The sequence below is a fragment of the Roseobacter cerasinus genome (assembly GCF_009811755.1).
Taxonomy (GTDB): Bacteria; Pseudomonadota; Alphaproteobacteria; order Rhodobacterales; family Rhodobacteraceae; genus Roseobacter; species Roseobacter cerasinus.
The window spans coordinates 303,783-323,283 of sequence record NZ_BLIV01000002.1 but is presented as its reverse complement, the minus strand read 5'-3'; the positions used below and the strand labels follow the sequence as shown (position 1 = coordinate 323,283).

At 59.8% G+C, this 19,501-nt stretch carries 14 protein-coding genes; 6 read left to right on the top strand and 8 right to left on the bottom strand.

Features of this window, described 5'->3' with window-relative positions:
• On the top strand, positions 1-2,475 hold the full coding sequence (infB, locus tag So717_RS05390) for a translation initiation factor IF-2 (RefSeq protein WP_159975190.1): 2,475 nt from the start codon (positions 1-3) through the stop codon (positions 2,473-2,475).
• A 332-nt stretch (positions 2,476-2,807) separates the two neighbouring features.
• Here the strand turns inward: infB and So717_RS05385 are convergent, their stop codons facing one another.
• The 3 genes from So717_RS05385 to So717_RS05375 are packed head-to-tail and all read right to left on the bottom strand — an operon-like array spanning position 2,808 to position 5,305.
• On the bottom strand, positions 2,808-3,206 hold the full coding sequence (locus So717_RS05385; protein ID WP_159975189.1) for a (deoxy)nucleoside triphosphate pyrophosphohydrolase: 399 nt from the start codon (positions 3,204-3,206) through the stop codon (positions 2,808-2,810).
• Between the two features lie 3 nt (positions 3,207-3,209).
• The gene (gene argJ, locus So717_RS05380) at positions 3,210-4,436 is read right to left on the bottom strand and encodes a bifunctional glutamate N-acetyltransferase/amino-acid acetyltransferase ArgJ (protein WP_159975188.1); all 1,227 of its coding nucleotides are present in this window, start codon (positions 4,434-4,436) and stop codon (positions 3,210-3,212) included.
• A 5-nt stretch (positions 4,437-4,441) separates the two neighbouring features.
• Positions 4,442-5,305 carry a peptidylprolyl isomerase gene (locus tag So717_RS05375; protein WP_159975187.1) on the bottom strand — a complete coding sequence of 288 codons (864 nt, stop codon included), beginning with the start codon at positions 5,303-5,305 and terminating at the stop codon, positions 4,442-4,444.
• Between the two features lie 172 nt (positions 5,306-5,477).
• Between So717_RS05375 and secA the strand changes: the two genes are divergently transcribed.
• Together secA and So717_RS05365 are read left to right on the top strand one after the other, a co-directional pair.
• Positions 5,478-8,186 (top strand): preprotein translocase subunit SecA, encoded by a 2,709-nt coding sequence (gene secA / locus So717_RS05370; protein WP_159975186.1) that lies wholly within the window; start codon positions 5,478-5,480, stop codon positions 8,184-8,186.
• A 97-nt stretch (positions 8,187-8,283) separates the two neighbouring features.
• A complete protein-coding gene (locus So717_RS05365; RefSeq protein WP_159975185.1) occupies positions 8,284-9,843 on the top strand; it encodes a phosphate ABC transporter substrate-binding/OmpA family protein in 1,560 nt (519 codons plus the stop codon).
• 3 nt (positions 9,844-9,846) lie between these two features.
• Here So717_RS05365 and radC read toward each other — a convergent pair whose 3' ends face one another.
• The 3 genes from radC to dnaK form a co-directional block, all read right to left on the bottom strand.
• Entirely contained in the window at positions 9,847-10,608 is a 762-nt protein-coding gene (gene radC, locus So717_RS05360) for a RadC family protein (protein ID WP_159975184.1), read from the bottom strand.
• Positions 10,609-10,744: 136 nt separating this feature from the next.
• Positions 10,745-11,899, bottom strand: coding sequence for a molecular chaperone DnaJ (dnaJ, locus tag So717_RS05355; protein ID WP_159975183.1), 1,155 nt, complete (start codon positions 11,897-11,899; stop codon positions 10,745-10,747).
• A 76-nt stretch (positions 11,900-11,975) separates the two neighbouring features.
• Positions 11,976-13,886, bottom strand: a complete 1,911-nt coding sequence (dnaK, locus tag So717_RS05350; protein ID WP_159975182.1) for a molecular chaperone DnaK — start codon at positions 13,884-13,886, stop codon at positions 11,976-11,978.
• 211 nt (positions 13,887-14,097) lie between these two features.
• Between dnaK and So717_RS05345 the strand changes: the two genes are divergently transcribed.
• Positions 14,098-14,700 (top strand): alpha-ketoglutarate-dependent dioxygenase AlkB family protein, encoded by a 603-nt coding sequence (locus So717_RS05345; RefSeq protein ID WP_159975181.1) that lies wholly within the window; start codon positions 14,098-14,100, stop codon positions 14,698-14,700.
• 24 nt (positions 14,701-14,724) lie between these two features.
• Here So717_RS05345 and So717_RS05340 read toward each other — a convergent pair whose 3' ends face one another.
• Positions 14,725-16,404 (bottom strand): putative bifunctional diguanylate cyclase/phosphodiesterase, encoded by a 1,680-nt coding sequence (locus So717_RS05340; protein WP_159975180.1) that lies wholly within the window; start codon positions 16,402-16,404, stop codon positions 14,725-14,727.
• A gap of 85 nt (positions 16,405-16,489) precedes the next feature.
• The gene (locus tag So717_RS05335) at positions 16,490-17,314 is read right to left on the bottom strand and encodes an ABC transporter permease (protein ID WP_159975179.1); all 825 of its coding nucleotides are present in this window, start codon (positions 17,312-17,314) and stop codon (positions 16,490-16,492) included.
• A 118-nt stretch (positions 17,315-17,432) separates the two neighbouring features.
• Between So717_RS05335 and cysQ the strand changes: the two genes are divergently transcribed.
• Positions 17,433-18,230, top strand: coding sequence for a 3'(2'),5'-bisphosphate nucleotidase CysQ (cysQ, locus tag So717_RS05330; protein ID WP_159975622.1), 798 nt, complete (start codon positions 17,433-17,435; stop codon positions 18,228-18,230).
• The gene (locus So717_RS05325; RefSeq protein ID WP_159975178.1) at positions 18,230-19,030 is read left to right on the top strand and encodes a 3-deoxy-manno-octulosonate cytidylyltransferase; all 801 of its coding nucleotides are present in this window, start codon (positions 18,230-18,232) and stop codon (positions 19,028-19,030) included. The genes cysQ and So717_RS05325 overlap by 1 nt, the downstream gene beginning before the upstream one ends.
• Positions 19,031-19,501: the final 471 nt, after the last annotated feature.

Sequence of the window (19,501 nt, the reverse complement as noted above, 5' to 3'; positions counted from 1 at the left end):
ATGAGCGATACTGACGGCAAAAAAACATTGGGTCTGCGCGGAAGCGCACGTCCGGGCAACGTAAAGCAAAGCTTTAGCCACGGACGGACCAAGAACGTCGTGGTCGAAACCAAGCGCAAGCGCGTTGTGGTGCCCAAACCGGGTGCATCGAAGTCTGGCTCGGGCGGGGCGACTGTTGGGGATCCGTCAAAGCGACCTGCCGGGATCTCCGATGCGGAGATGGAACGCCGCTTGAAGGCGGTTCAGGCGGCCAAAGCCCGCGAGGTCGAAGAAGCTGCGGCGCGGGCTGCGGAAGAGAAGGCGCGCGCGGAAGAGCGCGAACGCCGTCGGGCCGAGCAGGAAGCCAAGGAACAAGCCGAGCGCGAGCGCGAGGAAAGCCTGAAAGCCAAGGCGGAGGAAGATGCGCGCCGCAAGCAGGAGGCCGAAGCCGCTGCCAAGGCCGCTGCTGCACCGGCGGCAGAGCCCGTCGTTGCGCGCCAACCGAACACAAAGGCGCCTGATGCTGCGCCGCGCAAGCAGCAGGACCGTGATCGCGACAACAACCGCCGCGGCGGCAAGGGTGGTGACGACAATCGCCGTTCGGGCAAGCTGACCTTGAACCAGGCGCTGGCCGGTGGGGACGGTGGGCGTCAACGGTCCATGGCGGCGATGAAGCGCAAGCAGGAGCGCGCCCGGCAAAAAGCAATGGGCGGCCCGGTTGAGCGCGAGAAGGTGATGCGCGACGTGCAGGTGCCCGAGGCGATTGTCGTCTCGGAGCTGGCCAACCGCATGTCGGAAAAAGTTGGTGCCGTTGTGAAGGCGCTGATGCAGAATGGCATGATGGTCACGCAGAACCAGACCATTGATCAGGACACCGCCGAGCTGATTGTCGAAGAATTCGGCCATAAAGTGGTGCGGGTCTCCGACGCAGACGTCGAGGACGTGATCAAGGAGGTCGAAGACTCCGAAGATGACCTCAAGTCGCGCCCGCCGGTCATCACCATCATGGGTCACGTCGACCACGGCAAAACCTCGCTGCTGGACGCGATCCGCAACGCGAAGGTCGTGGCGGGCGAAGCGGGTGGCATCACCCAGCACATTGGTGCCTATCAGGTGACAACCGATGGCGGGCAGGTGCTCAGCTTCCTCGATACACCGGGCCACGCGGCCTTCACGTCGATGCGGTCGCGGGGCGCGCAGGTCACGGATATCGTTGTGCTTGTGGTCGCTGCGGATGACGCCGTGATGCCGCAGACCATCGAGGCGATCAACCACGCCAAGGCGGCCGAAGTGCCGATGATCGTGGCGATCAACAAGATCGACAAGCCCGAAGCGAACCCGGACAAGGTGCGCACTGATCTGCTTCAGCATGAGGTGATCGTTGAGAAGATGTCAGGTGATGTGCAAGACGTCGAAGTCTCTGCCATCTCCGGTCAGGGCCTTGACGAGCTGCTGGAAGCCATTGCGTTGCAAGCGGAGATACTGGAGCTTAAAGCGAACCCGGATCGGGCTGCCGTGGGTGCCGTAATCGAAGCGCAACTTGACGTCGGTCGTGGCCCGGTAGCGACCGTTCTTGTGCAAAACGGTACGTTGCAGCAGGGCGATATCTTTGTTGTGGGTGAGCAATACGGCAAGGTCCGTGCGCTGATCAACGACAAGGGCGATCGCGTCAAAAAAGCAGGGCCATCGGTGCCAGTTGAGGTGCTGGGTCTGAACGGCACGCCCGAAGCGGGCGATGTTCTCAACGTGACCGAGACCGAAGCACAAGCGCGGGAAATTGCCGAGTACCGCGAGCAGGCGGCGAAAGACAAGCGTGCCGCTGCGGGGGCTGCGACCACGCTCGAACAGCTCATGGCCAACGCCAAGGCGGACGAGAATGTCAGCGAGCTGCCGATTCTCGTGAAAGCGGACGTGCAGGGCTCTGCCGAGGCCATCGTTCAGGCGATGGAGAAGATCGGCAACGATGAGGTGCGTGTGCGCGTGCTGCACTCGGGAGTGGGCGCGATCACCGAAACGGATGTCGGTCTGGCCGAAGCCAGCGGTGCGCCGATCATGGGCTTTAATGTCCGTGCCAACGCCTCCGCCCGGAACACGGCGAATCAGAAAAGTGTTGAGATCCGCTATTACTCAGTGATCTACGACCTTGTGGACGATGTGAAAGCGGCGGCCTCCGGCCTGTTGAGCGCAGAGATTCGCGAGAACTTTATCGGTTACGCGACCATCAAAGAGGTCTTCAAGGTCACAGGCGTTGGCAAGGTGGCTGGCTGTCTGGTGACCGAAGGGGTGGCGCGCCGCTCTGCCGGTGTGCGCCTGCTGCGCGACAACGTCGTGATTCACGAAGGCACTCTCAAAACGCTCAAGCGCTTCAAGGATGAAGTGGCCGAAGTTCAGTCAGGTCAGGAATGCGGTATGGCGTTTGAGAACTATGACGATATCCGCGCCGATGATGTGATCGAAATCTTTGAGCGCGAAGAAGTCACGCGTACTCTGAGCTAAATATCAGATTTTTAGATAAAAAAAGGGTGCGGCCGAAATTGCCGCGCCCTTTAATGTGATTGAGTGCCTGCTTAAGCTGCCGCAGTAACCGGCGCGCCTGTGTAGCTTGTGTCATCCACCTTCACGACTATACGTCCGTCAGGCAATGCCCGAACAAACCAGCCTTGAATTGACACAGCACTCCCCAGAGTGATCGTGCGTAACATGTCGTTCTCCTCCCCAGGATCGTGACTATGACAGAATTATCTCCATTTTATTAAAATACCATAAACAATTTTTACGTGTATTGGCCATAGGCGAAAAACCGCGAATAGCGATTTTTTTGCAAAATTTTATAGCCAGTCGCGCAAGATCGGGATCAATGGAATATCTGCGTCCGGCATCGGATAGGTCTTGAGCGCTGAGGGTTGAACCCACTTAAGTATTTGATTTTCTTTCGCTATTGGCGTGCCTTCCCACTTTCGGCAGGCAAAGAGTGGCATAAGAAGGTGGAAATCCTCATAGCTGTGGCTGGCAAATGTCAACGGTGCGAGGCAGGAATCCCAGGTGTTGATTCCAAGTTCTTCACGCAATTCGCGGATCAGGGCCGCTTCGGGCGTCTCTCCTGATTCCACCTTCCCGCCGGGAAACTCCCACAGCCCGGCCATTGATTTCCCTTCCGGGCGTTGTGCCAGCAGCACTCGCCCGTCAATATCAATCAGTGCAACGGCAGAAACGAGTATCGTTTTCATGTTTCAGGACCGGTAATCGGCATTGATGTCGATGTACCCATGGGTCAGATCGCAGGTCCACACCGTCGCCTTGCCCGGGCCGATCCCCAGATCGACACCAATCGTCAAATTCTGATTCTTCATACAGGCCGCAGCGGTGGCCTCGTCGTAATCATCACTGACCCACCCATGCTCGGCCACGACCACATCGCCAAACCGAATCGACAGTCTGTCGCGATCTGCCGCAGCACCCGATTTTCCCACGGCCATGACCACACGGCCCCAGTTCGGGTCTTCTCCGGCAATGGCGGTTTTGACGAGCGGTGAATTGGCGATCGACAACCCATGCGTCCGCGCATCAGAATCGTTCGCAGCGCCTGTCACGGCGATTTCAACGAATTTGGTTGCACCTTCGCCATCGCGCACAACCAGATGCGCCAGTTCTTGCATGACTTCGTGCAACCCGTCCGAAAAAGCCGCATCGCCGCTCACGTCAATGCCCGAGACACCCGTTGCTGCGACCAGAAGCGTGTCAGAAGTAGACGTATCGCCATCGACCGTGATGCAGTTGAAGGTCTGTGCATTGTGGGTCGACACGAGGTCCTGCAGTTCCGATTGCGGAATGACTGCATCGGTGAAGATATAGACCAGCATGGTCGCCATGTCCGGCGCAATCATGCCGGAGCCTTTCGCGATCCCGGCAATGGTCACCGGGCCGTTTTCGGTGTCGACAACCACGCTGGCGCCCTTTGCGAAGGTGTCCGTTGTCATGATGGCGCGGGCTGCGCGGTCGATGCCGCCCGGATCCGCCGTCTCTGCCAGCTGTTGCAGCGCGGCCGTGATCTTTTCAAACGGCAATGGCTCCCCGATCACGCCGGTCGCGGAGGTGAATACCCGCTCCTCCGGCACGCCGCAGGCCGCAGCCGTGGCCTTTACGATGGCAGCGGTCGCGTCACGGCCATTCCGGCCAGTGAAGGCATTGGCGTTCCCGGAGTTGACGAGGATCGCCGCTGCATCACTCGTGGGCTTGCCCAGCTTGTCCTGACAATCCAGAACCGGGGCGGAGCGTGTGGCGGATGTGGTGAAAACGCCCGCCACTGCACTGCCCGGGGCGAGCCGGGCCAGCATCACGTCATCGCGACCCCGGTAGCGCACACCAGCGGCGATGGTCGAAAATCGCACGCCGTCCACCCGGGGCAGATCGGGAAATGCCGCTGGCGCGAGCGGCGAGACAGCCGTTGTCGTCCCCATATCCCTCAGTCCAGAAGATCGGTCTGCTTCAGGATGGCCGGATCAATGCCGAGATCAGCCCGCACTTGCACATCTGCGGCTTCGGTGGTGGACTTGATCGCCTCCTGCGCCTTGATCTGGCTCAGCTCTTGCGTCAGGTCGGCGCGCACATCTTCCAGCGTCGGGATTTCTGCCTGCCGGCTGTCATTCAGCTTGATGATGTGCCAGCCAAACTGCGTTTGAACGGGGTCAGAGACTTCGCCAACACCCAAGGCAATGGTTGCGGCTTCGAAGCTTGGGACCATCATACCGGAGCTGAACCATCCCAGATCGCCGCCGTTCGGCCCGGATGGCCCAATAGACTTGTCCCGCGCGGTCGCGCCAAAATCTGCACCATCATCAATGGTTTGCTTGACCGCCTTGGCCTGTTCCTCGGTTTCAACGAGAATATGTGAGGCGTTGTACTCTTCTTCGGGATCAATGTTGCCGAACTGACGATCATAAAGTTCCTGCAGCGCTTCGTCTGTAATCGCCTCCTGCAGCACCCCTTCCACGACCTCACCCGCCAGCAGCGACCGCTCTTCATTTTCCAGAGACTTCGTGATCCGCAGCGGCGTGCCACCCTCGAACGTCTGGGCCAGGGCGCTTTGCTGGACCAACTGCTCAAGAATGCCGTCAAACAGCACCTTGTCGTCTAGCTGCTGATACTGTTCCGGCAGGCTGGACCGGGCTGCAATCATATGGCCCAGGGTGATCTCAACGCCATTCACTGTCGCCACAACCGTTTCAGCATTTGGTTCTTCAGTCGGGGTTTCATCCTGCGCCAGGGACGCGGTGGCGAGGCCTGCTGCAAGTGCGGCGCTCACCAGAAGTCTGAAGGGGGTCTGCATGGGCTGGTCCTTGGGCTGGGTCGCGCCCGCGCGCGACATTGACACGGTTTGGCGTGACCCTTACATCGCCCTATGGGCGCGGCCAGGGTGTTGCGTTTCACCTTATCTATGGGCTGTCTCGCAGACGAGCAAGCAGATCGGCACCAATACTTGAACTTCGGCTGGAGAACGCATGCTGGGCATCGGAACACTCGCAAAGAAGGTCTTTGGTACACCCAACGACCGCAAGATCAAAGCGACCCGCCCCCTCGTAGACAAGATCAACGCGCTTGAGCCGGATTTTGAGACGCTGAGCGATGAGGATATCAAGGCCAAGACCGAAGAGCTGCGCAAACGTGCGCTGGACGGGGAAAGCCTGGACGCCCTATTGCCGGAGGCTTTTGCCAACTGTCGCGAAGCGGCGCGGCGCGCCTTGGGCCTGCGCGCCTTCGACACCCAGCTGATCGGTGCGATTTTCCTGCATCAGGGTAATATTGCTGAACAAAAGACCGGTGAAGGCAAGACGCTGACCGCGACATTTGCGGCTTATCTTAATGCGCTGACCGGCAAGGGCGTGCACATCGTGACGGTGAACGAATACCTCGCCAAGCGGGACGCCGCGTGGATGGGGCAGGTGTTTGGCGCTTTGGGTCTGACCACAGGCGTGGCGCATGCGGATATGCCCGAGGATGCCAAGCGTGATGCCTACGCCAGTGACATCACCTATGCCACCAACAATGAGCTTGGGTTCGACTACCTGCGCGACAACATGAAATCTGAACTGAGCCAGATTTTCCAGAAGTATCACAACTTCGCGATTGTGGATGAGGTCGACTCGATTCTGATCGACGAGGCGCGCACGCCGCTCATTATCTCCGGCCCGGCGCAGGACCGCTCGGACATGTACAAGGTGATCGACACGGTCATCCCCGAGCTGTCGGACGAGCACTTCGAGCTCGACGAGAAGACTCGCAATGTGACCTTCACCGACGAGGGCAATGAGTTCCTCGAAAACCTGCTGCGCGAACGTGGGATGCTGGAAGAGGGTCAGACCCTCTATGACCCGGAAAGCACGACCATCGTGCACCACATCAACCAGGGCCTGCGGGCGCACAAGCTCTTCCAGCGCGATAAGGATTACATCGTCCGCGATGATGATGTCGTGCTGATCGATGAATTCACCGGCCGCATGATGGCGGGCCGCCGTTTGTCGGACGGGTTGCATCAGGCGATCGAGGCCAAGGAAGATGTCTCTATCAAGCCGGAGAACGTGACGCTCGCCTCGGTGACCTTCCAGAACTACTTCCGCCTCTACGACAAACTCGCGGGCATGACCGGAACAGCGCTGACCGAAGCGGAAGAGTTTCAGGAAATCTACGGCCTCGGCGTGGTTGAGGTGCCGACCAACAAACCCATCGCGCGCGTTGATGAGGACGATCAGGTCTATCGCACCGTGCGCGAGAAATACGCGGCCATGCTGGAGCAGATTCAGAAGAGCCACGCCAAGGGCCAGCCCGCGCTGGTTGGCACCACGTCGATTGAGAAATCCGAAGTGCTCAGCAAAATGCTCACCGACGCGGGCATCAAACATAACGTCCTGAACGCGCGCCAGCACGAGCAGGAAGCGCAGATCGTGGCCGATGCGGGCAAGCTGGGCGCGGTCACCATCGCGACCAACATGGCCGGTCGCGGCACAGACATTCAACTTGGCGGCAACGTGGATATGCAGGTGATGACCGCCATCTCCGAAGACCCTGAGGCCGACCCCGAAGCCATCCGCGCCCGGGTTGAGGCACAGCATGCCGATGAAAAAGCCAAGGTGCTGGAGGCCGGTGGCCTCTATGTTCTGGCTTCCGAGCGCCACGAAAGCCGTCGCATCGACAACCAGCTGCGGGGTCGCTCGGGACGTCAGGGGGACCCGGGGCGCTCGTCCTTCTACCTCAGCCTCGAAGACGATCTGATGCGGATCTTCGGCTCCGAACGGTTGGAGAAGGTGCTGACCACGCTGGGCCTGAAAGAGGGCGAGGCGATTGTGCACCCCTGGGTTAACAAATCGCTGGAACGCGCGCAGGCCAAGGTCGAAGGGCGCAACTTCGACATCCGCAAACAGCTGCTGAAATTCGACGATGTAATGAACGAGCAGCGCAAGGTGGTCTTCACCCAACGCCGCGACATCATGGAAGCGGCGGATCTCAGTGAGATCACCACCGACATGCGGCATCAGGTCATTGACGACATGATCGACCAATATCTGCCGCCCAACACCTATGCCGATCAGTGGGATGCCGAAGGGTTGCACACATCGGTGCAGGAGCAGTTGGGGCTGGACCTCGCCGTCATGGACTGGGTCGAGGAAGAAGGCGTCGATGACGACGCCATTCGAGAGCGTCTGGTGCAGGCGACCGATCAGTTCATGGCCGAAAAGGCGGAGCAGTTCGGCTCTGAAAACATGCGCAACATCGAAAAACAGCTGCTCTTGCAGGTGATCGATGCGAAATGGCGCGAGCATCTTCTGACGCTGGAGCATCTGCGCTCGGTTGTGGGGTTCCGGGGTTACGCGCAACGCGACCCGCTGAACGAATACAAGAACGAGTCGTTTCAGCTCTTCGAGGGCATGCTGGACAGTCTACGCGCGGATGTGACGCAAAAACTGGCGCAGATTCGCCCGCTGTCTGAGGAAGAGCAGCGCGAGATGCTGGAACAGATCCGCGCGCAGCAAGCAGCCCAGGTCGCGGCGGCTGCGGCCGCCTCCGGTGGTGCGGCTTCGGCCGAGACAACCGGAGATGCAGCGCCCGGCTTTGTTGAGGATGATCCCTCGACATGGGGGAATCCCGGCCGAAACGATCTATGTCCCTGCGGATCCGGCAAGAAGTTCAAGCATTGCCACGGGCGTCTGGCCTAAAGCCCATCTGCGGGCCTTGTGCCCCGCTGATGTGTTGAAAGTTTCGCTCCAAAGCCTGACAATCGGCTGCGATGGACCCTGAACAAAGCCCCTTTCAATGCGACTGAAACGGCTGGCCCTTGGCGCTGCGTTTCTTTTCTCTGTGCTGTGGCAACCGCTTCTGGCGCAGGATGTCACGCTGACGTCGCGCGACGGAAGCATTGCCCTGTCTGGCATATTGCTGGGCTATGACGGGGAATTCTACCGCCTTGATACCATCTATGGGGAGTTGACGGTCGAGGGTTCCGGCGTCTTATGCGACGGGCCTGGGTGTCCTAATCTGCACGACTTTGTCGCTGAGCTGAAGCTGTCCGGCTCCGCAACCATGGGCGCGGTTCTGCTGCCGGCCCTGGTGCAGGGATTCGCCCTGCGCGACAGCTACGTAGCCACGCGGCAGGTTCAGGACGAGACACATTTTGACTACCACCTGAGCGATGCCCAAACCGGCAAGCTGCGCGCCGTATTCCGGTTTCGGGTGACAAACACCGACGAGGGCTTTGCCGATCTGCTCGCCAATGAGGCAGATGTGGTCATGGCCTTGCGTGAGATCCGCCATCAGGAACAGGCGCGCGCGCAAGAGGCGGGTCTGGGCAATTTGACAGACGCCCGGCGTAGTCGCGTGATCGCATTGGATGGGATTGTGCCGATCGTGGCGCCAGGCAACCCGGTGCGCGAGATCTCCCTGCTCGATCTGGCGCGCGCCTATGCGGGTCAAATCACCAACTGGGCCGATCTTGGCGGGCCTGATGCGCTTATCAGCCTGCACGCACCGGCGCCGCGCACCGGTTTGGGGCAGGCCGTTGAAGACAAGATCATCCGCCCGGTGGGATTGCGCATGTCGCCGGATATCACCCGCCACGCGCGGACGCAGGCTCTCGCCCGGCAAGTGGCGCAGGATGCCTTTGCTCTGGGGGTGGTCAGCTTTGCAGAGGTCGGATCGGCGCAGGCCTTGACGCTCACCGGAGCCTGCGGGCGGGCGTTGCGCGCGACCCGCCGGACCATCAAGACAGAAGACTACCCGTTGACCGCCCCGATGTTTCTGTATCGTCCTGCCCGACGCTTGCCAAAGATTGCCCGGGAATTTCTGGCCTATATGGATGAGCCCTCCGCGCAAATTGTGATTAGACGTGCTGGGTTTGTGGACCAGGCGGAAGAAGAGGTGCCATTGGATGACCAGGGCAACCGGTTTGCGAATGCCATTGCGGCGGCGGGCACAGGGGTGCCACTGTCCGAGTTGCAGCGCATGGTTGACGTGCTGTCGCCGTTGCGGCGGCTGACGATTTCGTTCCGGTTTGAACCGGGGTCGGTACGTCTTGATGCGCAATCACGCTCAAATGTGCACAAGCTGGCCCAAGCGTTTGAGCAAGGTCGCTACGACGGTTGGACGGTGATGTTTGTCGGCTTCAGCGATGGGGAGGGTCCGCCGGGGCCCAATCGGTCCATCGCCTTGCAACGTGCGGAGACGGTGAGGCGTGCCGTTGTCTCAGCCGCGGAGACCGCAGACCTGGAGCAGCTTACATTAGAGGTGGAAGCGTTTGGTGAGGCCATGCCCATGGCCTGCGACGGCACAGCCTGGGGGCGTCTGATCAACCGTCGCGTTGAGGTCTGGGTGCGATGACGGTCAAATATAACCTTCACTGCGAAAGCTCAGTTCGCGTGATTTCCCGATGATCAGATGATCGTGCAATGTGAGCCCCAGGGCGAGGCAGGCGTTGTTGATCTGATCGGTCATGGAGATATCGGACTGCGATGGTGTTGGATCGCCTGAAGGGTGATTGTGGACGAGGATCAGGGCACTTGCGTTCAGCTCAAGCGCACGTTTGGCCACTTCACGGGGGTAGACCGGCACATGATCCACGGTGCCCTTCGCCTGCTCTTCATCGGCGATCACCATGTTCTTGCGGTCAAGGTAGAGGACGCGAAACTGCTCCGTCTCCCGGTGCGCCATGGTTGTGTGGCAATAGTCGAGCAGCGCGTCCCAGCTGCTGACCACATCTTGTTGGATCACGCGGGCGCGTGCCATACGATGCGCAGCGGCTTCGACGATCTTGAGCTCGGTGATGACAGCCTCGCCCATGCCTGTGATATCCCGTAGCCGTTCCGCTGAGGCGGTGATGACTCTGTTGAAGTCGCCAAACCGATCCATCAGCGTATGTGCGAGTGGTTTTACATCGCGGCGCGGTATTGCGCGGAACAGAACCAGCTCAAGAAGTTCGTAGTCGGGCATCGCCGCAGCCCCACCTTGCATGAAGCGGGATCGCAGGCGTTTGCGATGATCGGCAATGTAGGAGGGGGTGGTGCCGTTGGGCAGCGGCACAGGCTCAGCTTCATCCAGCAGAAAAGGAAGCGAGGATTCGGCAAAATTGGCAGCATCACGACTCATGCGCCCGACTGTGCTCAGTCTTGGTTTCCGATTGGTTAACTGCAGCCCGCAAACCCGGCAAATACCGTGCCAAGGGTGGCCTAAAGCCCACCCAACCTGCCAACTGACAGGTACGGCGGGCTTTCAGGCCGCCGCCTCACCCCTTCATGGAGTCCCAGAAGTTCTTGACCGAAGAGAAGAAGCTCGATGTTTCGGGATTGTTGTTCTCGGCAAGCTCTTCGAATTCTGCCAGGAGCTCTTTTTGCCGTGCTGTCAGATTGACCGGTGTCTCCACCGCAAGTTCGATGAACATATCGCCGGACCCCGCACCGCGCAGCGCGGGCATGCCCTTGCCGCGCAACCGCATTTGGCGCCCTGATTGGCTGCCGCTGGGGATCTGTACTCGTCCGCGCCCACCATCAATGGTGGGAACTTCGATGGATCCACCCAACGCCGCCTTGGCCATGGACACGGGCACGCGGCAGAAGAGGTTGGTCCCCTCGCGCGAGAACAGTTCGTGTTCTGCGACATCGATAAAGATATAGAGATCACCCGATGGGCCACCACGCATGCCCGCCTCGCCTTCGCCAGCGAGGCGAATGCGCGTGCCGGTTTCGACACCCGCAGGAATATTGACGCTGAGAGCACGGTCTTTCTCGACGCGACCAGCACCTTGGCAGACCTTGCAGGGGTTTTTGATGATCTGACCCAAACCGTTGCAGGTGGGGCAGGTGCGTTCGACGGTGAAAAAACCTTGCTGTGCGCGGACCTTGCCCATGCCTGAACAGGTGGGACACTGCGTGGGTTCGGCGCCGCCTTCCGCCCCTGAACCGCTACAGCTGCCACAGGCCACGGAGGTGGGCACATTGATGGTTTTCTGCAGCCCCCGGTAGGCATCTTCCAGCGTCACACGCAGGTTGTAGCGCAGGTCCGAGCCCCGTGCAGCGCGTTGCCGTCCGCCGCCGCGTCCGCCACCCATGAAGTCGCCGAAAAGATCGTCGAAGACGTCAGAGAAGGCCGATCCGAAATCGCCCTGGCCGCCGCCGAAGCCACCGCCCGCGCGTCCGCCACCGCCGCCCATGCCACCTTCGAACGCCGCATGGCCAAAGCGGTCGTAAGCCGCCTTTTTTTCCGCGTCCTTCAGGACCTCATAGGCCTCATTGGCTTCTTTAAACTGGGATTCGGCATCTGGGTTGTCTTTGTTGCGGTCGGGATGCAGCTCTTTCGCCTTCTGGCGATAACCCTTCTTGATCTCATCTGCGGATGCGCCTTTGGCGACACCAAGCACGTCGTAATAGTCACGTTTTGCCATTCAAAAGTCCCCTTGCTGGAACGTGAGAGGCCGACCCGGGGGTCGGCCTATTCAGTGGTTCCGGGTTACGTGCCGCTTACGCGCGCTTGTTGTCGTCGAGATCTTCGAACTCGGCATCAACGATGTCATCGTCATCCGCTCGGGGCTCGTCTGTGGCTTCGGCCACATCTTCACCCTCTTCCTGCGCGGCCTTGTAAATGGCTTCACCCAGTTTCATGGCCGCCTCGGTCACGTTCTGGATGCCTGATTTGATCTTGTCGGCATTGTCGGTTTCCAGCTCGTCCTTGAGGGCTGCAATCGCCAGTTCGATGGCCTCGATGGTGGTCGGGTCGACCTTGTCGGCATGCTCTTCCATCGACTTTTCAGTCGAATGGATGAGGCTTTCGGCCTGGTTCTTCGCCTCGATGAGCTCGCGGCGCGCCTTGTCGGCCTCCGCGTTCTCTTCGGCGTCCTTGACCATTTTGTCGATGTCCTCGTCGGACAGACCACCCGAAGCCTGGATGGTGATTTTCTGTTCTTTCCCAGTGCCTTTGTCCATGGCGCCGACCGAGACGATGCCGTTGGCGTCAATATCAAAGGTCACCTCGATCTGCGGCAGACCGCGCGGGGCAGGCGGGATGTTTTCAAGATTGAAGGCACCGAGGATCTTGTTGTCGGAGGCCATCTCACGCTCCCCCTGGAAGACCCGGATGGTCACCGCGTTCTGATTGTCTTCGGCGGTGGAGAAGATCTGGGACTTCTTGGTCGGGATCGTAGTGTTGCGGTCGATCAGGCGGGTGAAGACACCGCCCAGGGTTTCGATGCCAAGCGACAGCGGGGTCACGTCGAGCAGGACCACGTCCTTCACATCACCCTGCAGAACACCGGCCTGGATGGCGGCGCCCATCGCGACCACTTCATCCGGGTTTACACCCTTGTGCGGCTCTTTGCCGAAGAATTTGGTCACTTCCTCGACCACCTTCGGCATCCGGGTCATCCCGCCGACCAGCACGACCTCGTCGATGTCGCCCGCCGACAGACCTGCGTCTTTCAGAGCGGCCTGGCAGGGTTTGATAGAATTCTTGATCAGGTCGCTCACGAGGCTTTCCAGCTTGGAGCGGGTCAGCTTCATGACCATGTGCAGCGGCTGACCGTTGGCGCCCATGGAGATAAACGGCTGGTTGATTTCGGTCTGAGATGAAGACGACAGCTCGATCTTGGCTTTCTCAGCGGCTTCTTTCAGGCGCTGCAGGGCCATCTTATCTTGCGTCAGATCAACGGAATGCTCTTTTTTGAACTCATCCGCGAGGTAGTTCACGATGCGCATGTCGAAGTCTTCACCACCGAGGAAGGTGTCACCGTTGGTGGATTTCACCTCAAACAGGCCATCGTCGATTTCGAGGATGGTCACGTCGAAGGTGCCGCCGCCCAAGTCATAGACGGCGATGGTCTGGGTGTTCTCTTTGTCGAGGCCGTAGGCCAGCGCGGCGGCTGTCGGCTCGTTGATGATACGCAGCACTTCGAGGCCCGCGATCTTGCCCGCATCCTTGGTGGCCTGGCGCTGGGCATCGTTGAAATAGGCAGGCACGGTGATGACCGCTTGGGTCACATCTTCGCCGAGGTAGCTCTCGGCGGTCTCTTTCATCTTGCCGAGGATGAAGGCGGAAATCTGTGACGGCGAATACTTCTCGCCGCGGGATTCAACCCAGGCGTCGCCGTTGCCGCCGTCGATGACGTTGAACGGCATGTTCTTCTTGTCTTTGGCCAGATCCGCGTCGTCATACCGACGGCCGATCAGACGCTTCACGCCGAAGATGGTGTTTTCAGGGTTGGTGACGGCTTGCCGTTTCGCGGGCTGGCCCACGAGGCGCTCGTCATCCGTGAAGGCAACGATGGACGGGGTTGTCCGGGCCCCTTCGGAGTTTTCGATGACGCGGGGTTGGCTGCCGTCCATGATGGAAATGCAGCTGTTGGTGGTTCCCAGGTCGATACCAATGACTTTGGCCATGTTTTGATCCCTCTTTAACTCAAGGCGATGACACGGAGCGATTGGCCCTTTATGGCGCCGCTGCCCCGATCCGGATGACACATGAAGCGGGTCGCTTCCTGCGGTTCGGAGCGTATATAAGGAGGGGTCCGGGACGCTGCAACCTCTAGGGGCGGAGTCGGTCGGGATTCTTATCACAAATACCCGGTATTCCCGGGGAGGATGAAACGCGGTGACGCATCTGAAGGTCGCAGGCTTCGATATTCATACATCATACCTCGACAGTGCAGCGCAGGCGGATCTTGTCGCCGCACTAAGAGATGTGGTGCGCCGTGCCCCATTCGTGACCCCCGTGACACCAAGCGGGAAACCCATGTCCGTGCAGATGACAGCGGCGGGTGCCTATGGGTGGATCACCGACAGACGAGGATACCGCTATGCAACAGAACAACCGCGCGGCATGCCCTGGCCGCCCATTCCCCAGCAGCTGTTATCAATGTGGGAGGACCTCACCGGTTCGGAGCGCCAGCCGGAGTGCTGTCTTATAAATTTCTACGGAGAAGGTGCGCGACTGGGGCTGCATCAGGACAAGGATGAAGCGTGTTATGACTGGCCGGTTATGTCGGTTTCACTGGGCGATGACGGGCTGTTTCGCATGGGAGGCCCGGCGCGCGGCGGCAAGACTCAGTCGATCTGGTTACAGTCGGGAGATGTCGTGGTGATGGGCGGCGCGGCGCGGTTGGCCTATCATGGTGTGGACCGGATCCGCTTTGGATCAAGCACGCTGTTGCCAAAGGGCGGGCGGATCAACCTGACCCTCCGTGTGGTGACCTGATGTGGACGGCTGACGCGTGGCATGTCAGCCAGCCTTAAAGCTGCGGTCCGGTGTCTCCCCATCGCCCGGGGTTCTGGAGCCGCGCAGATTGCTCCACTTGGTTTGCAACAGCCACGCCACTTCATCCGGAGAGACGGCCTTGTCGAACAGAAACCCCTGGCCCAACGCGCAATCCAGCTGCTTGACGAAATCCAGATCTTCGCGCGATTCGATCCCTTCGGCCGTGACATCGAGTTCCAGACCGCGTGCGAGTGACATGATGCCCGAGACAATTTTCTGGTTTTGCGGCTGTTGCTCGATATTGGTGATAAAGCCTCTGTCGATCTTGATCCGATCGAAGGGCAGCTGGCGCAGACTGGCCAGGCTGGAGTAGCCGGTTCCGAAATCATCCAGCGCCACAGAAATCCCCATCGCTTTCAGCGCGTTCAGTTTTTCACGCGCAGTCTCGAAGTCGCGGATGACAGACCGCTCCGTGACCTCGATGGTCAGGCGGGTCGGATCAAAGCCCGTCTCATCGATGATCAGTTTGATGTCACTGACCAGCGCAGGGTGGTGGAATTGCCGTGGAGAGATGTTGAAGGACATCGACAGGCTCGCATCCCAGTCCCGCGCTGCCAAACAGGCGCGGCGCAGGAGGCTGTTGCTCAGCGCGCTGATCTGGCCGCTGTCCTCTGCGATTTCGATGAAGACCTCGGGTGCGATCGCGCCACGTTCGGGGTGGGTCCACCGTGCCAGAACCTCGAACCCGGTGAGGCGTTGTGCATTGATCTCGACAATGGGCTGGAACCATGGCTGCACCTGCCCGGTCACAATGGCCTCGCGCAGGTCAGTCTCGATCTGGGCCCGTTCGGTTGCATCGCGGTCAAGGTCGGCATCATACCATGCAAATCGCGCACGTCCGATGTTTTTGGCCGTGTAGAGCGCGCGGTCCGCCTGGGCAAGCGCCGTCGACTGGCTCACGCCGCTTGCCCAATGCGCCAGCCCGATGCTGCAACTGATGTGGAGCTGCGCGCCCTCATACTCAAATGGTTTTTCCATCGCATGCAGCAAGCGGCGCGCCAGACGTTCGACTGCGGCAGAGGGGCGCTTGGTGTCGAAGATCACGACAAACTCATCCCCGCCGAGCCGGGCCACAAGATCGGTGCTGCCCGTGTGCTCCACAAGCCGATCGGCAACGCGGCGCAGTATGGCATCTCCAGCGGCGTGCCCTTGAAGGTCGTTGATGGGTTTGAACCGGTCGAGATCAATCATCGCCATGTAGCGGCCCTCGGGGGTATCCTGCGCTTCGATCTTTTGCATGACCTCCCCAAAGGCCCGCCGGTTCATGAGGCCCGTCAGCGGGTCGTGCCGCGCATTGCGTTCGGCGCGTTCGTATTCCTGCGCACGCTCCCTCACGACTTTGCGCAACTGCCGGGACCGGTAGATCGACGAGACGATCAGCGCGATTGAAAGATTGCCAACCAGAAGCACCAGCTCATCCAGATCCCAGTTTTCATGGGCGCGGGAAAACTCGTAGAACGCCTCGAAAAGCTCAAGTTCCGCGAATACGGGCCAGGTGACAATCGCAGACAGAAAGAAGGCGGTGTGGACGTTAAAGACCTTCGTCGTCCACTTCGCGCGGCGCATCTTTTCGAACATGACCCCAACCTTCGACAGACCTGTCGGCAGATCGTAGGCATCGACGGTTTCCAAGGGGTGAACCAAAACCGCCGAACTATCCGAAGCTTTCCGCTAAATTTAAGGAATTCGTCTGCGGCACCGCGCGCCCAATTGACCTGTATGGCGTGGATTAGCGTCGCGCGCTCCAGCTGAGCGAGGCGTGTCGGCGGGTGTAGAACTCTCCCATCAACCCGATCATCAGCAGCACCACACCAACCCAGACGGCATAGCGCCAGTCGGTGTAATGCGGATTGTAATTGATAAAGATGAACCCGCGGGCCTGGTCGATGCTGTGGAACAGCGGGTTCCAGTCAAACAAGGCCAGCATCGAGCCTGGAAGGGTGTTGGCCACAAACATCTTGCCTGAGGCGAACATATTCGCCCTTTGGTAGATGGTTGAAAAGATGTTGACCACCTGCGGATACCACGGCTTGACCGCGAGCAGAACGACACCCAGCGCCACGCCGGTGAACCAGGCGACCATCAGCATGCCAAAGGCGCCCACCGGGTCTTCGATCACCACGGGCTGGAAGATCACATGGTAGGCCCCGAGGATCAGGCAGAGCGACATCACCTGAATGTAGAGCGACCCGAGAGCGGAGGACGCGATGGCGATCACCGTGTTCATCGGAGCGTGTTGCATCATCGGGCTGGCCGGCCCTTCGGATTTCACGACAGCATTCAGGGTCTTGGTGTGGGTCATGAACAGGAAAATGCCCGACATGATGTAAAGCAGGAAATCCCCGCGCAGCGAGGCGCGCCGCAGGCCCAGCAACGAGAACAGCAGATAGAAGGCGAGCACGAAAATCACCGTTTGCAGAACATTGATCAGCAGGGCGGCAAAGGCGTTGTTATGGGTCTTGCGGATCGAGCGCACCGTTGCGTGATAGATCAGCTGAAACAGCGTCAGGGCTGAAACCAGCCCGCTCGCGTCGCGTTTTGTTGCCTGAAACATGACCGCTATGCCCTGTGTTGATGCGGAGCCTCGCACGGAATTCTTGCTGTTCCGTTAGAGGTTCAGCATAAGGGGCCTCGTTTTCAACATCAATCATCGGGACATAAGCGGCATGGCTGTGGATTATGAGAAACTGGTGGCGGTCATGCGCCGGTTGGCGATCGAAGCGGGTACAAAGATCATGCAGATCTATGACGCGGACGATTTCGACGTGAAGGTCAAATCCGACGACAGCCCGGTGACCGAGGCGGATGAGGCGGCGGATGCGTTGATTTCCGCCGGGCTGCGTGCGTCTTTTCCCGACATCATGCTGGTGACCGAAGAGCAATCCGCGACCCATGGCACATCCGGCGACACGTTCCTGATTGTGGATCCGCTCGATGGGACCAAGGAATTCATCCACCGCCGGGGAGATTTCACAGTCAATATCGCGCTGGTCGAGGGCGGTGTGCCGACACGCGGAGTAGTCTATGCGCCCGCCAAAGGTCGGATGTTCTATACGGACGCCGCAGGTCAGTCCGTTGAGGAAACCGGTGATTTGGCCCCGGACACACCCGGACCGACGACCAGGATGTCGGTGTCGAATGCGGACAATGACGCGCTGATGGTCGTCGCGTCCAAATCTCATCGGGATCAGGCCACGGACGACTACATCGGCAAATATGCTGTGAAGGACATGAAAAGCGCAGGCTCATCGCTCAAGTTCTGCCTGGTCGCGACGGGCGAAGCGGATCTTTATCCGCGCCTTGGTCGCACCATGGAATGGGACACGGCGGCGGGCCACGCGGTGCTTTCGGGGGCCGGGGGATCGGTTGTGCGGTTTGATGACCTCAGCCCGCTCACCTATGGCAAGGACGGCTACGCTAACCCGTTCTTCATCGCTCATGCGCCCACAGTCGATCTGAAAGACAGCTGATGTCCGTCCTGATCGTCATCCCGGCGCGCTACGCCTCCTCGCGCTACCCAGGCAAACCGTTGGTCGGGCTGACTGGCGCTTCCGGGCAAACGCGTAGTCTGATTGAGCGCAGTTGGCGCGCGGCCCAAGAGGTCAGCGGTGTCGATCGTGTCGTCGTGGCGACAGATGATGGCCGGATCCAGCAGGCCGCTGAGGGGTTTGGGGCCGAAGTTGTCATGACATCCTCCGACTGTGTGAATGGCACCGAACGCTGCGCCGAGGCGCATGAGACGCTTGGCGGCGGTTATGACGTGGTGGTCAATCTGCAGGGTGACGCGCCGCTGACCCCGCATTGGTTCATCGAAGATCTCGTGGCCGGGCTGCGCGCAGCGCCGGAGGCGGAAATCGCCACGCCCGTGCTGCGTTGTGACGGTGCGACGCTCACCGGGTTTCTCGACGATCGCAAGGCTGGGCGCGTCGGTGGCACCACGGCTGTCTTCGATTCCACGCATCGGGCGCTGTATTTCTCCAAGGAGGTGATCCCCTTTACCTCCGCATATTATGCTGAGACCGAGGAGACCCCGGTTTTCCATCATGTCGGCGTCTATGCCTATCGCCCGCAGGCATTGGCCGCCTACCCTGGCTGGCCGATTGGCCCGCTGGAGCAGCTGGAGGGCCTGGAACAACTGCGCTTCATGGAGAACGGCCGGGCCGTTCTCTGCGTCGAAGTCGATGCCCGGGAGCGCCAGTTCTGGGAGCTGAACAACCCGCAAGATGTGCCGAAGCTTGAACAGATGATGGCGCGGATGGGGCTGGACTAAGCGCGGCACCTTGGCGCCGCAAGGTCCGGCCTGCGGAAGGCGACACTCAATGAGAGCGCCTGATTCTATCGCAGATCAGCATCAGTTGCCTGCTTTTTGATCTGCAAGCGGGGAGTTGCCGACGCCTGACGGCTGTCAGCCGTGAGGCGTTTGAGAGTCGCGTTGTGCTACGGACCTCGCGATACACCGTATGGTTGTGTTGGGCCAAGGGCATAGAATCGGTGTATCGCGGGATAGAGTAAATTCATGAAATAAAAAGAAATATCTGAAATCTAGAGCAGCGTGAATCACCCGACCTTGCAGGAGGCGCTGGAATTTTCCTTCGCGGCGATGGCACTGGCGGGACTTCGCCGTTTTTCGTATTATGGGAACAGTTTGTCGCAGAAATCGCTTTTATTGACGTGCAGGTCGTGTTTTTGACGCAATTGGGCGTTAGTTGGGCGCTGACGGGGTACGATTTCGAAATTCATG